Source organism: Psychromonas sp. Urea-02u-13, assembly GCF_002835995.1.
Taxonomy (GTDB): Bacteria; Pseudomonadota; Gammaproteobacteria; order Enterobacterales; family Psychromonadaceae; genus Psychromonas.
Genome location: NZ_PJBZ01000063.1, coordinates 16813 through 31840 on the forward strand (window position 1 = coordinate 16813; position 15028 = coordinate 31840).

General features: G+C 39.6%; 10 protein-coding genes and 1 pseudogene. 5 read left to right on the forward strand and 6 right to left on the reverse strand.

All coding sequences use genetic code 11. From position 1 onward, the window contains the following. Position 1: 1 nt before the first annotated feature. The 3 genes and pseudogenes from CXF74_RS11310 (at position 2) to CXF74_RS22865 (ending at position 3234) form a co-directional block, all read left to right on the forward strand. Positions 2 to 2095: a methyl-accepting chemotaxis protein gene (locus tag CXF74_RS11310; protein ID WP_101082553.1), complete on the forward strand. Its 2094-nt coding sequence runs from the start codon at positions 2 to 4 to the stop codon at positions 2093 to 2095. A 240-nt stretch (positions 2096 to 2335) separates the two neighbouring features. Then, positions 2336 to 3022, forward strand: a pseudogene (locus CXF74_RS11315) (glycine betaine ABC transporter substrate-binding protein). Between the two features lie 62 nt (positions 3023 to 3084). After that, complete coding sequence (locus CXF74_RS22865) at positions 3085 to 3234, forward strand: hypothetical protein (RefSeq protein ID WP_269800768.1); 150 nt, start codon at positions 3085 to 3087, stop codon at positions 3232 to 3234. An 80-nt stretch (positions 3235 to 3314) separates the two neighbouring features. On the opposite strand, the gene CXF74_RS11320 is transcribed toward CXF74_RS22865, so the two are convergent. Next, on the reverse strand, positions 3315 to 4319 hold the full coding sequence (locus CXF74_RS11320; protein WP_101082554.1) for an ornithine cyclodeaminase: 1005 nt from the start codon (positions 4317 to 4319) through the stop codon (positions 3315 to 3317). Between the two features lie 231 nt (positions 4320 to 4550). Here CXF74_RS11320 and CXF74_RS11325 point away from each other — a divergent pair, with 231 nt between their 5' ends. Continuing rightward, entirely contained in the window at positions 4551 to 5171 is a 621-nt protein-coding gene (locus CXF74_RS11325) for a TetR family transcriptional regulator C-terminal domain-containing protein (protein WP_101082555.1), read from the forward strand. 43 nt (positions 5172 to 5214) lie between these two features. Here CXF74_RS11325 and CXF74_RS11330 read toward each other — a convergent pair whose 3' ends face one another. Then, the gene (locus CXF74_RS11330; RefSeq protein ID WP_101082556.1) at positions 5215 to 6066 is read right to left on the reverse strand and encodes a dimethylarginine dimethylaminohydrolase family protein; all 852 of its coding nucleotides are present in this window, start codon (positions 6064 to 6066) and stop codon (positions 5215 to 5217) included. Positions 6067 to 6130: 64 nt separating this feature from the next. Continuing rightward, positions 6131 to 7072 carry a citrulline utilization hydrolase CtlX gene (gene ctlX, locus CXF74_RS11335; protein ID WP_101082557.1) on the reverse strand — a complete coding sequence of 314 codons (942 nt, stop codon included), beginning with the start codon at positions 7070 to 7072 and terminating at the stop codon, positions 6131 to 6133. Between the two features lie 549 nt (positions 7073 to 7621). Between ctlX and CXF74_RS11340 the strand changes: the two genes are divergently transcribed. Next, complete coding sequence (locus CXF74_RS11340; protein WP_101082563.1) at positions 7622 to 8977, forward strand: YjiH family protein; 1356 nt, start codon at positions 7622 to 7624, stop codon at positions 8975 to 8977. A gap of 162 nt (positions 8978 to 9139) precedes the next feature. Here the strand turns inward: CXF74_RS11340 and CXF74_RS11345 are convergent, their stop codons facing one another. The 3 genes from CXF74_RS11345 to CXF74_RS11355 are packed head-to-tail and all read right to left on the reverse strand — an operon-like array spanning position 9140 to position 14804. Beyond that, positions 9140 to 11284 (reverse strand): type I secretion system permease/ATPase, encoded by a 2145-nt coding sequence (locus CXF74_RS11345; RefSeq protein ID WP_198552839.1) that lies wholly within the window; start codon positions 11282 to 11284, stop codon positions 9140 to 9142. Continuing rightward, positions 11284 to 12669, reverse strand: a complete 1386-nt coding sequence (locus tag CXF74_RS11350) for an HlyD family type I secretion periplasmic adaptor subunit (RefSeq protein ID WP_101082558.1) — start codon at positions 12667 to 12669, stop codon at positions 11284 to 11286. The genes CXF74_RS11345 and CXF74_RS11350 overlap by 1 nt, the downstream gene beginning before the upstream one ends. Then, positions 12669 to 14804, reverse strand: coding sequence for a type I secretion system permease/ATPase (locus tag CXF74_RS11355; protein WP_198552840.1), 2136 nt, complete (start codon positions 14802 to 14804; stop codon positions 12669 to 12671). Before CXF74_RS11355 ends, CXF74_RS11350 begins: the two co-directional genes overlap by 1 nt. Between the last annotated feature and the right edge of the window lie 224 nt (positions 14805 to 15028).

Sequence of the window (15028 nt, forward strand, 5' to 3'; positions counted from 1 at the left end):
GATGTTTAAAACGATACGAACACGTATTGCAGTAAGTTCTGGGTTAGCAATGGCGTTTACTTTGATGATAGCAATGGGGATGACAACCAACGCATTTACTAAAGTAAACGAAGAAATAACCGAAAAAGTAAAATTTCAATTAACAGACGCAACTAGATTAAATTTGCGATCTACTGCCTCTGAACAAGGAAAAATTATTGCGAATAAGTTATTTCCTGTATTGGCTAACTTGGATCAAGTCCGCTCTATCATTGAATTGAGTGCAGAATCGCAATCGAGCGCGGAAATGATTGTTAAACAGTTTATAGCAGCTCTTGAAGCGCAAGATAAAGCGGTATTCGCGGGCTATATGGTGTGGGAAGAAAAAACATGGCCCATCGAAAGCGAAATTGGAGCGGTGAAAGCGATCAATACCAAAGGTTACCTCGCACCGTTCTTCTTTCCTAATGCAAATGACAGTTTTGACATGGTTGCGATGGAAAGTTTTACCAACAGTAAATTGAATAATAACGGTGAGCGAACCGATGACTGGCATTTAATGCCCTATGAAACAGGAAAAACGTTTGTAATGGAACCTTATATGTACTCAGTACGTGGTGCAGAAGAGCTCATTACTACTATTAGCCAGCCATTGAAACTCAATGGCAAGATCATTGGTTCGTTAGGATTTGATTTATCATTAATTGAACTACAAAGTCAGAGTGAATCGTTGGCTGAAGAACTGTTTGATGGTGAAGGGACGATTATTATCTCATCATGGAAAGGTGCTGTACTTGCCCATAGCAAGCGAAGCGACGATGTGGGTAAGAAAGTATCAAGTAAGCTTTTATCACAATGGGGAAAAATACAATCATTAGCGACGCAAAATGATATCGGTATGGTGACCATCGGTAATGATGAATATGCAGTGACTTCAGTTGATACTTCTGGTGCTGCATGGATTGTCATGGTTTTAGTGCCAACAAGTAAGTTAACTCAAAGCGTCATCGCTTTCGAAAACTGGAGTGGTGAACAAAACGTCGAAGCGATTAAGCAAGGTGTACTAGCCGGTGTCATTGCTGTGTTGTTGGGTATTGGTGTAATGAGCATGGTTGCGAGTTCATTGGGTAAAGTATTGATGAACCTTGTCGAACGATTTAAAGATGTTGCTCAAGGTGATGGAGACCTAACCTACCGCATTGAAGTAAAAGGTAAAGATGAAAGTGCTCAGCTAGCGCACTGGTTCAATACTTTTTTAGGCCATATGCAAGAGATGTTATGCACCGTTATGGATACCTCTGTTCAGGTAGATAAAATTGCAACGGAAGGCCAACAACGCGCTGAAAGCTCGAAAGACAAGTTAAATACTCAAGCGAACGAAGTAAACTCTTTAGTCACTGCGATAAATGAAATGAGTGCGACTGCACAAGAAGTTGCAAACTCCGCTGTACAGGCCTCTGCGGCCGCAAGTGAAGTACAAAATAATAGTTTAAGTGGTATGGCTCGAATGGATAACGCGGCATTAGCAGTCAGTGAGCTAGCGACCAAAGTAAATGATGCTAAGGAGCAAACTAATCACTTAGTAGAGTCCAGTGCAGCTATCCAAAGTATTTTAACCGAAATCGGAGGAATTGCAGAGCAAACCAACCTACTTGCACTAAATGCGGCTATAGAAGCGGCTCGTGCCGGAGAAGCAGGACGTGGGTTCGCCGTTGTTGCTGACGAAGTACGCTGCTTAGCGACTCGTACTCAAAGTTCAACCAAAGAAATTCGCACCATGTTGGCTCGGCTAGAGCAAGAAACTCAATCGATTGTTGTATTAATGCAAGAAAGCCAGCAACAAGCAGTGGAAACCAAAGAAGAAACCCAATCTGCGCATGTAGCGCTAACTGAAATCAACCATGCGATTGAAGTGATAAATGACATGAATGCTCAAATTGCCTCTGCCGCCGAAGAGCAAAGTTCGGTTTCAGAGGAGATTAACCGCAATGTTGTGATCATCAATGACACGGCAACAGATGCGATGGATAGTATGACGGCGTCAGTATTAAACAGTAATGAGTTAACAAATAAAGCCGCTGAGCTACATCAAGAACTTAACAAGTTTAAACTTTAAACTTGTTAACACTAGTCTCGATTGTCATCGAGACTAGTGCATATTTGTACTTGCCTATTATTCCTAATCATTAACAATAGGTGATGAACTGAACCTTTCGACGCAGATTATTTTGGTAATAAATTTTTATTGTGTGCACATTGAACTGCAATGCAGGGGGGTAATCAAATGATGAAGTGGGGGAAATTTAAGGCGATCACTATTAGCTGTCTTTTATCGACAGTCTTCATTCACTCTTCAATGGCTATTACTAAAAATAAAAAATCAATTAAAATAATTATTAATGACTGGTCTAGTCAAATTGTTCTAGCAAAAATAACAGGGGAAATATTCAAAGAGCAAGGCTACAGGGTGGAATATGTAGGGTCTAAAACTAATGATCAATGGTTTAGATTAAAGACCTTAAAAGCACATGTTCAAGTTGAAGTGTGAGAAGGTGCAATGGCAAATAAATTCACTATATTACTTGAAAAAAATCAAATTATTGATGCAGGAAATCACGATGCCGTCACTAGGGAGGAGTGGTGGTATCCGACTTATGTTGAGGAATTATGTCCAGGTTTACCCGATTGGAAAGCATTAAATAGTTGCGCCGAGTTATTTGCTACACATGAAACAGCTCCCAAAGGTCGTTACGTTGGAGGCCCTTGGGAGAAACACGATAGAGCTAAAATTAGAGCATTGAATTTAGATTTTACTATGATTAAGGTCGAAAATGCGAATGAATTATGGCAGGAACTGGAAAAAGCATGGCGAGTAAAACAGCCTATCGTATTATTTAATTGGACTCCAAATTGGGTTGATTCTCGTTATGATGGAAAGTTTATCGAGTTCCCTGAGTATACTCCTGCATGTGAAACGATGCCAAAATGGGGAGAGAGTAAAAATGGTTATGGGATTGTGGTAACCCTAAAAATGGCTGGTTAAAAAAAATAACTTCAATCAATTTCCCTGATGAATGGCCGTGTGCTTTCGATACCTTAAAAAATATAAATTTTAGTAATGCAATGCTTTCTGAAATAACGGCATTTGTAAATTCTGATAAAATGACTTACCAGAAAGCAGCCGATAGATGGCTCAATAATAATCAAAAGCTTTGGCGGAGTTGGATACCACCGACTTGTCAAAAGTTTAGATAGTGGGACAAGTATTTAATTTATTTTAATCACTTATCCCAAATTCAGGTTAACGAACAACAGTAGCCTGAGCGAGCGTTCCCTTATAATAGAGAGAACAAGTTTTTCACATCATCTAATTCAGGGATTAACTTCATCTCGCTGCCGATATTATGTTGCTTAGCAAGCTTATAGACTAAACGTAATACCGAGTAATCTTCCAGTGCAAAACCAACAGAGTCATACAGAATAGTCCCGTCTGTCGCGACGTTTAGAGTTTTCTCACCCTTCACTATTTCGTGTAGTTCTGTACATGTAAAATCAGGCCCGAGTTGTTGAATCTCACCTTCAACACGCGATTGCGGTAGGAATTCAACAACAATTGTTGCGCTTTCTACTAATTCTTTTTCGATTTCTGTTTTACCTGGGCAATCACCGCCAAGACCGTTAATAAATACATCTTTGTCGATCATATCTTTGGTTAATACGGTTTGATATTTCTTATCTGCAGTACATGTGGTAATTAAATCAGCACCTTGAACCGCTTCTCTTGCGTCTTTACACGGTGTTAGGCGAATATCGAAACGCGCCATATTCTGTTCAAATTTGCGCATGGCTGCAGGGTCAGTATCGAAGAAACGTACTTCTTTTAAATTAAAGATGAACGAATACGCTAAGAATTGGAATTCACTCTGTGCGCCAGTGCCGATTAATGCTAATACTTCAGAGTCTTTCTTCGCTAAGTGTTTCGCTGCCATTGCTGACGTCGCAGCAGTACGGAAGCCCGTAAGTAGCGTCATTTCTGAAAACATCAGCGGTTCGCCCGTTTCAGTTAATGATAATTGGCCAGTCGCCATGACCGTCATTTTATTTTGTGCTGGATTTTTGGGATGGCCATTGACGTATTTAAAGGAATACATTTCCGCATTTGAAATTGGCATCAATTCAATAACACCATCTTCAACATGATTGGCCGTACGCGGGCTTTTATCAAAATCGTGCCAATTTTTATAATCTTCAGTTAATGTATCATTAAGTTGTGCAAAAAAGTCTTTGTAACCCACTTTCGCAATTACCGCTTTAATATCTTTTATCTCTAAAACAATCATGATAATCCTTTTAAAATTCTGTTTAAGGTAAAAGAGAAAAATCGAATTTTTCCATTACAATCATGATTATAAAAATCAATGAGTGGTTTATCTAATACGTTGAATTGTGAGATACATAGTTTTTGTATGTATCGGTTTGCATCATCTAAGTTTAAAATTGCCAGCATCATCCCCTAAAGGTATGATTCGTAAGACTACCCTTATACTTAAATACGGATTAAATACCTGCCTATGCCAGCAAAAGGAACTAAAGGTAAAAACCGTAAACAAGAGTTAATCAATGCGACACTTGATTGCATTGCTAACGAAGGTTTACAAAAAACCACAGTACGTAATGTGGCTGAATATGCGAATGTCACCAATGGTCTGATCCGCTTTTACTTTTCCGGTAAAGATGAAATGCTCCGTGAAGCCTATTCCGCATTACTCGAAATAATGTACGTTAATACCCGTGTTGAAATTAACAACCCGGACATTTGTGCCAAAACTCGATTACAGCACTTTATTCAAGCGACGCTGTCAGCGCCAATCGTGTCACCACGCACGGTATTGTTGTGGGCCAATTTCTTACCGATGACCTATATCGATCCAGAAATGGCAACCATTCGTACTAATGAATATGCCAAAACAACTGAAATTTTAGCTCCCTTAATTAGCGCGGCATTAGCTACCGAAAACATCATAATTGATCATAATGAATGTGAAATACTTGCTATAAAAATCAATGCCTTAATAGATGGATTATGGCTTGAAGGCAGCATGGCAGCATACAAATTCAAAGATAATGAACTCGTCAATATCGGTATCGACAGTGCATCTGCAATTCTATCTATTTCGTTAGCCAACATTTAGACGGATAGCGCTAAAGCAACAGAAAAACTGCGCTATTCATTTGTTAATGGCGCTCTAACGGGAACGTCATACAATGTGGTCCACCGCCAGTTTTCAATATCTCAGTCGCATGTAACTCAAAAACAGTGAAACCACGCTCACGTAATTTTGCATTAACTGTCGTGTTGGCGCTTAATGAAATAATCCGTTTATTACCTAAAGCTTGCAGGTTACAGAAATGCTTAAAGACCCCTTCTTCTTCGACTTTAATGAGGTCATAACCAACTTCATCAAGGTAGTTTTTAAACTCTTCAGGTAAACCCTCGTAATAGGTTACTGCTGTATTTTCACCGACAATGTTAAAAATCATGTCTAGGTGAAGGTATTCCGGTTTCGAGTTCACTGAAATAATCGTATAACCTAAGGGTTCAAGCTGCTCGCGAATACTTTGAATACCTTTTTCATCAGAGCGCTGTAACGTGCCAATGGCTAATGTTTTTTCATCAAGCTGCCAAAAATCGCCACCTTCAAGAATACCTTCATGGCAAGTCGCTATAATTGGCACACCCAGTTCTGCTAGTTTTTGTGCATATAATTGGCTTTCTGCCTGGCGCCCAGCTTCTTTAAAATGACCCAGTACATAACCTTCTTTGATATTGAAACCAAAATCACGGGCAAATACTTGACTCGACAAATCTTTAGTGGGTACAAGTATTTCAACATTAATGCCATTTTGCTCGTAGATATCAATTAACTGTTGGTGCTCGTTTAAACATTTTTGTTGATCAATTTTCTCGCCTTTCTCTAACCACCCTTCAGCAATCTTGTTGATGGGTGAAAGATTAAGGTAAGTGGGTGAACAAAGTAATACTTGCTTCAATTCACCTGTCGCTGATTTCACATAACTGTTTTCCACAACCCTCTCCTTTTATAAGCCATACGCTATAGATTTTGTGCTCTTACGATTTCTTAATTCATTTTTACGTTCTTGGACTCAAATGTATCCCTGCGATCATGCAGCGAATAGAGCCACCAGCTAATTCAATTGTCGGAATGCTAAAATCTAATATTTTTGAGTGTTGCTCAATGCTTGCAATTTGATCAACGGTTAATGCATTTCTGGCTCTTTGTGACATAACCAAGTGGCTCTTGCCGTTACCCGTTAGCTCGATCGCGTTACCCGCAAAATTATCAATTTGATCGAAACTGAGTTCAATGACTTCGATGCCTGATTCTTCTAAACGCTGCTTCACTTCGGCCCGACGTACATTGGGAATCATGTCTAAGCAAATAAGCGCATATTTAGAGGCGACACACATCATTACATTGGTATGATAAATCGCAGTACCCGTGGCATCCGCCGTTTCAAACGCCATTGGTTCGTATTGAAACGAGGTACAGAAACGCTCAAGAATGACTTCGTTAGCGCGGTTTGATTTAGCGACGTAGGCAATGCGATTCACATTATCAAGTACCATCGCGCCAGTGCCTTCAAGAAATAGGTTATCCCACTCTAATCCAGAAAAGTCGATAACATCTTGTACACGATAATGCGCTTTTAACATTTCAATGATGTCACTGCGGCGTTCACGTCGGCGATTTTTAGAAAACATTGGGTATAGAGCAACATGGCCACCGCTATGGGTTGAAAACCAGTTATTCGGAAAGACTGAATCTGGGGTCTCACGATCACCAAAATCATCAAATACGTGGACATTTATGCCATTTTCATTTAATCCCGCAACCACGATATCAAATTCGTTTTTAGCCTGTAGCGATATACCCGTGCGATCTAACTCAAGCGAGTCTTGTTTCTCTAGACTCGTTTTTTGAAAAGCATTATCAACAGCCGTTTCTGGGTTCGAAAAAAACTTCCATGGTCGAACCATAACCACTGAATTTGGCGCTTGAATTAAAGCCATACAACGTCCTTTTTTTGAAGAATACTATTAACAAAATAAGTAACAAAACCATTAACAAATAAGCAACATTAAAAACTATGCAACTGCATAAACAATATGCCAAGCATTTTTTAAAGTCAATTATCAGTATTAATTTTGAGCACCATCCTGAGCATAAAAAACAACCGTCATGGTCATTTAATGTGCGGTAGAGACTGACTCTTCGGCTTATTAATAGGTGTAAAAAAAACATTGAAAACTGTGATTAAGTTATCGTTTTTTGAGGCTAAAAAGTATGAATTGAAGGTCTTAATTGAAGCGACTTAAGGGGAGTAAAATAGATTGTTTTTTTATTAAAAAATAAAAAATTATTTCTTTTGACTTTAAATCCCTTTAAAAACAAATCTTTACAGATAAATGAGAATAATTATAATTATAATTTGCAATTTGCGACAGGACCGACCTTTGTGCAACAGTCCCATTTACAATTTTTATTAAAAGGAGTAATTTTCTTTTTCGCTTATCCAAGCACAATTAACTAAGGGGTTTTTTATGTTCGCAATGCTCGCTATGTTCACTCGAAAAAAACACAACCTACAAACCATATTGACTTTTATTGTGCCTTCACTAATTGGCCTATTACTCTTTATGACGCCGATTAATTTTCAAGGTAACATGACAATTCCCATTGCAATTGTTGCCAAGATGTTACAAAACATACTCGGTGAATCACTGCCACTTATTGTGACTTGCATTATGCTATTTACCGCGCTTATCACCACACTTGAAAAGCTATTTCACTTTAATGTGATTAAACAAAGTGAATTTTTAAATGGACTGATCAATGTTTCACCGACTTGGTTTATTCTTCGATTGCTAGGGGCACTTTTTGCAAGTTTCACCTACTTAACCATTGGCCCAGAAATGATCTTTTCAGATAATACTGGTGCATTGGTGTTAAATGACCTGCTGCCAATACTTTTTTGTGTATTTATTTTTGCAGGTTTGCTACTGCCTTTATTACTTAACTTTGGTTTACTAGAATTATTTGGCACTTTATTGACTAAGGTGATGCGCCCTGTATTCAACCTTCCTGGGCGAAGTGCGATTGACTGTATCGCCTCGTGGTTAGGTGATGGCAGTGTCGGTATTATAATGACCAGTAAACAATACGAAGCTAAGTTTTATACGCAGCGTGAAGCGGCTGTCATTGGTACCACCTTTTCAGCGGTTTCAATCACTTTTTCATTGGTTGTTATTGTACAGGTTCAGCTCGAGCATCTATTTTTCCCCTTCTATCTTGCAGTATGTTTAGCCGGTATTATCGCTGCGATTATAGTGCCTAAACTTCCCCCTTTACGCTGGAAAAAGGATATCTACATTGATGGGACAGTGCCGCTTAAAAATAATGAATTAACGCCAAAAGGTCACAATGTTTTTTCTTGGGGCCTTGAGCAAGCATTACTAAAAGCAGCCAATAGCACAGGATTTAAAGACACTTTTAAAGATGGCTTAAAAAATGCCATTGATATGGTATTTGGTGTTTTACCCGTGGTAATGGCAATAGGAACGATTGCACTCATCATTGCAGAATATACGCCGATTTTTTCATACTTAGGCTACCCATTTATTCCCTTTTTAGAACTCTTACAGATTCCAGAAGCAGCGGCGGCCTCTGAAACGATCATGGTAGGTTTTGCAGATATGTTTATCCCTTCTATTATTGCCACCTCTATTGAATCCGACATGACCCGTTTTGTTATTGCCGCTATGTCAGTGACACAGCTTATCTATATGAGTGAGGTAGGGGCATTATTATTAGGCAGTAAAATACCGGTTAATATTGGAGAGTTGTTTATTATCTTTATCTTACGTACCTTAGTCACTTTGCCTGTTATTGCGGGTGTAGCACATCTTCTTTTTTAAAAGATGATCAACGCTTCAGCAAATAGCGGATTGTAGAGGATATTTTGTCGAGCAATGTTGATAAATATGATTAACGAAGCAATGTATAAAAATCCTTCTTTATACATTGCTTTTCTTCTATAAAATAAACGTCTGTATATTAAAACTTCACTATATTGAAGTTTATGATTTAACTTGCAACTTCCATAAATTGCAATATATTCCGTTCATTTCCAATAACTTATCATGTGATCCTTCTTCAACTATTTCACCTTTATCAAGTACCAAAATACGATCGGCATAACGTAGAGTATTAAGACGATGTGCGATGCTAATTACAGTACGTCCTTGCGAAATCGTTCCCATATTAGCCATAACAGCAGCTTCGGACTCATAATCTAATGCACTCGTAGCTTCGTCTAAGAGTAAAATACGTGGGTTAGTGAGTAATGCACGAGCCAATGCAACTCGCTGGCGTTGTCCGCCAGATAATCGCGATCCTTTTTCACCGACTTGTGTCGCATACCCTTCCTGAGACTCGATAATAAATTCATCAGCGCCAGCGAGAATAGCGGCTTGCCTAACCTCTTCATCACTGGCGAGAGGGTTACAAAGACGGATGTTTTCTGCAATAGAGCCAGAAAAAAGCAGACTATCCTGTAAAACAACACTCATGTTACGGCGTAATGCTACCGGGTCGGCAATTGCTAAATCAATACCATCCACCAGTACTTGACCATGTTGAGGAATATACAAACGCTGTAATAAACGCGTTAGTGTTGACTTTCCTGATCCAGATGGACCAGTAATGCCAATAAACTCACCGGGCTTTATCTCCAGATTCAAATTGCGTAAGACTTCATGACTATCGCTGTGATAACGAAAACGTACACCACTAAAGCTCACTCCACCTGCTAATTTAGGTACAGAAGCCAAACCACCACTTCCCTGTTCACCGTCTTCATCAAGAATATCACCAATCCTGCGTAATGAAATGAGCGTATGCTGAAAGTCTTGCCAGATTTGTGCAAGACGTAAAATAGGTTGTGTAACGTTACCGGAGAGCATATTAAATGCCACCAATTCACCCGGAGTTAATAAACCGTCCATGACTAAGGTAACGCCCCACCATAAGACGAGTGCAGATGTCAGCTTTTGAATTAAACCGATTCCCTGCCCTGCCAAAATACCCATCACTTTTGCGCGAAAAGAAGCCCGTACAAAACTGGCTAAACTACGTTCCCATTGGCGTAAAAAAGAAGACTCTGTCGCAGTAGTCTTAATTGTTTCAATACCTGTGATTGATTCTGTTAAAAAAGCGGTATTATCTGCACTTAGTTCATACTCTTTAGTCACACGAGCACGTAGCGCCGGCCCAACAATAAACCAAAATAAAAAATACAACACTAATGAGGCCAGCACTACCCAAGTAAGTTTGGCTGCATAGGTAAACATCACCGCGATAAAAACACCAACAAACGCCAAATCTAGAATCATAGTAAGTGCAGATCCCGTTAAAAACTGCCTTATTTGCCCCATTTCGCTGATCCGCGCAATAATTTCACCCGTTTGTCGTTGCTGAAAATAATTAAGTGGCAGAGAGATTAAATGTTGAAAAAGACGACTAGATAACTCCGAATTTACTTTACTCGCAAGGTTAGAAAATAACCAAGAACGTAAAAAACCATACATAGGCTCAAAAATCGCCAAGGCAAGCATTGCGATTCCAAGCACCTGTAAACTCGATAAACTGCGGCTTACTAGCACTTTATCGATCACATTTTCAAAAAGAAGTGGTGTGACTAATGCAATCAACTGCAACATAAATGACACTAATAATACATAGCGGAACTGCCGTGCGTGCTTAACAATTGAAGGAAAAAACCATGTAAAACCAAATTTTGTTTTTTTAGGCACCTCCATCGTTTCAGCAAGTAAAATTAGCTCGCCCTGCCACAATGGCTCAAATTCATGAAATGAGTATTCTCTGCACTCTCCCTGCTCCGGCAGGTATAAATGAAGTGACTCTGCTTCTACTTTTTCCAGCACCACCCACCCCATGTCAGTTGACATTAATGCAGGTAACGGTAGCGCATTAAGGCGATCTATATTGCTGTGGTTGCGTCGTGCACGTAAGCCGACCCATAATGCACAACGGCACAAATCGATATCATCAGCAACGCCTTCACGGCGACCAAGTTGATGTGTTAATTGACCGACATCTGCAAACAATTTAAATTTACCAGCAGCGCGAACCAGTGCTAGTAAACCGGGGTCACCCTCAAGTTCGTGACTTATTTTTATATTTTTAATATCCATATTAACCATTAGCGCTCTCTCAATGCTTCAGATTGATACTGCTGCAACGGGCTTAATAGATAATCAATGACTCTTCTATCACCAGTAAGGATTTCAGCATTAACACTCATACCGGCCTGCAATGGAACCTCCTTATCTCTCACCAATATGCTACGTTGTGATATCTTCAATCTGACAGGAAAAACTAAACCGAGTTTCTGATCCTGCACTGCATCACGAGAAACATAAGCAACCTCACCTTTAACCGTTCCATAACGAGTATAAGGAAAAGAATCGACTTTAATCTCAACTCTCTGACCACGATGTACAAATCCAACATCTTTATTGAGCAACATCACCTCAACTTCCAACAAAGCATCATCAGGTACAATAATCATTAATTGTTTGGCAGCCTGCACTACACCGCCAATTGTGTGTACCTCCATCTGCTGAACAACACCGCTTACTGGTGCACGTAAACTTTGTAAGCGATATTTTTCCAACGCTTTGATTAGCTTCTGCTCCATAACAGCAATAGCGGATTGTGCCTCGTTTAATTTATCGTAAAATTCATGGCGAATTTTAGCCAAATAGCTATTACGTTGTTCCTGTTTACTTTTATATTGTGCTTCGAGTATATCAATTTCCGTATACTGCTCAGCCAGCGTTCTCTCAATCCCTAGTTGCTCCTTTTCCTGCTCCCACAATTCCACTCGAGAGAGCAGATTACTAGCAGCCAGAGATCGCTGCGCATCGAGCCGCTTCTCAATGTTGACAGCCAGTTTATCTAGACCGCGGATAGCAACACTACGCGCTTTCTGATTAGCTAAATTAACCTGCATTTCACTATCAATACTCTCCATAACGGTTTGAACTTCCTGCCATTTACTTTGCAGATGGGATCGTGCAATTATAATCTGCGGCGCTGAGGCTCCCTCTGGGGCAATAAAACTATTTATCGGATCTTTGTTTAATAAAGCCTGTACACGTGCCATCTCCAAGCGTTTAAAATTTAACTGTTGTTGTAACTCCTGTACTTCACTAATAACACCAACCGGATTAAGCTCAATCAGTACGTCACCTTTGTTAACCCATTGTCCGTCACGTACATTAATGGCCAGTACCTCACCTGGCTCAATTGATTGGATTACTTTGGAGTGGCTAGACACTAATAAACGCCCTGTCGCCGTGGCATGAATATCCAATTTTCCGACAATGGACCACAGCAGAGTCATAATCAATAAGCAAGTCAATGCTAAAGCAGTCCGTCTTGTCCAAGGGGCTGGCGGACGCTCAACAATTTCCAAATAACCAGGCTGAAATTCATACTCATCACGGCTACGTTTTATTTCTACAGCTTCATTACGCTGTGCTTTCCAAGCTTGTTGAATAACTTGTAAGTGCTTCCTAAACATTAATCAGTTTCCTTGCGTAATTCTTGTTGTAACGCCCATAAACGTGCATAGCAACCACCAAGCGCTAAGAGCTGCTTATGATCGCCTGATTCACTTATCTGGCCTTTTTCTAAAGTAATAATACGATCACAGTCGCATACCGTTGATAAACGATGGGCGATAATAATAACGGTACGACTACGTGCTATCTCTTTCATATTTTCCTGAATAAGCGCTTGTGATTCATCATCGAGCGCACTTGTTGCTTCATCAAAAATAAGAATCTTAGGTTTCGCCATCAACGCTCTCGCAATCGCAACTCGTTGCTTTTGACCTCCTGATAAGGAGCTCCCAGCTTCGGCTAAAATGGTGTCGTAACCCAAGGGGAGTTGTAAAATAAACTCATGTGCTCCGGCTAATTTTGCCACCGCGACGACCTCCTCCAAACTTGCAGAAGGATCTTTAATCGCAATATTATTTCTTACGCTTCGGTTAAATAGATAATTTTCTTGTAAAACGACACCTATCTGACTGCGTAAATAATCAGGATCTAAACGATGCAATGAAATACCGTCGATTAAAATACTGCCACTTTGAGGGATATAGAGCTTTTGTAATAAACGCGTTAACGTGGATTTCCCGGATCCGGACGGACCAACAATTCCCAAGCTTTCACCCGCCTGAATATGCAGATTAATATTTGAAAGCACTGGTTCTAAATCAGGTTGGTATTTAAATGAGACGTTTTGAAGGCGTAACTCGCCACAAAGTGCAGAGCGTGGGGTTTCACTACCTTGCTCTTTTTCTACCGGCAAATTAAGCATATCGCCTAATTTATCAACGGCAACACGTGTCTGTACAAACTGTTGCCACAGCTCAACTAGCTTGGCAACGGGCTGGCTAACATGTGAGGCCATCATATTAAATGCAATCAGTTGTCCAATCGTAATCTCTAATGAAATAACCAAATTGGCGCCCACCCAAATAACTCCGACACCAGTTACTTTTTGAAGTAAGGTTACAATGTGACTAATCACACTATTTAATGTCTGTGTAGAGAAACCAGCTTTCACCATTTCTTGTGTTTGTGATTCCCAACGCCTTTGCATAAAGGGTTCAACAGCCAAGCTCTTAATCGTTTCAACACCACTTACCGATTCATTCAAAAAAGAAGCATTCATTGCAGAAGTTTGAAACTGCAGTTCAATACGTTTCTGTAAAGGTTTGGTACTTAACCAAGCAAGAATAAAATAGAAAGGTAAACTGAATAGAACAATGCAGGTTAACAGTGGTGATAACCAGAACATTACCCCAAAGAACACAAAGGTAAATAGTACATCGACGCAAAGAGTGAGCATGGATCCCGTAAGGAAATCACGAATACTATCAAGCTCCTGCACACGCGTAATAATGGCACCGACTTGACGCTGTTTAAAATATAATAACGGTAATCCGAGCAGATGACGAAATAGCTTTATCCCCAGTTCGATATCAATACGATTGGTGGTATGCGCAAACAGAAATTCACGCAAGCCCTTCAATACAACCTCAAAAACACCTACAATAACCAACACCATCACTAACACATCTAGCGTCGACAAAGCATTATGCACCAGTACTTTATCCATCACGACTTGGAAAAATAGTGGTGTAGCGAGTGCCAATAGTTGTAGCATTAAAGAGAACAGCAGTACTTCGAAAAATAACTTTCGATGCCGTACAAACTCAGGAATAAACCACGACACATCGAAGCGTAATGAAGCCCCTTGCATTATTATCACCTCTCCACTCCAGTTTTTTTTCAACTCATCGAGACTCACAACTTGTGGTTCTGCTTCTTCAGGGGATTGTATTAATGCTTGTTCACTAGACATTTTAGCAAGTACTACATAGCGACCGGCTTTATTTTTAAAAGCTAACGGCAACATATCAGAAGAGAGTTTATTAACGGGTAAACTTGATTGGATGAAATTAACGTTATTAGCCAACGAAAATTTTAAAAGCGTTTTTTTAAAAGAAAAATCATCTGTATTTTCGAGACCATTTACAATCTCAACACCTGATAATTTTAAAAGTAAAACAGCACAGGCTAACGCTGAAGAAATATCCTTAGATTGCGCTAAATCGCCTTCATCTCTGGAAGTGAACATTTTCATGAAACCATTAATCCGTGTAATAAAAATTAGCGCACACTAACGTAAAGAAATAGCATTTTCAACACAAAACAGTGCCAAAAACAGGCATAAATATCCTGTGTTACAAAAAATGACTTAACGATAACTTAACATTCACAAGCGCCTTTAAAATGATTATTACATGATGAAATTATCTTAAATTTCAAAGTAAAAAAAAGGCCCCTAATCAGTAATGACAGGGACCT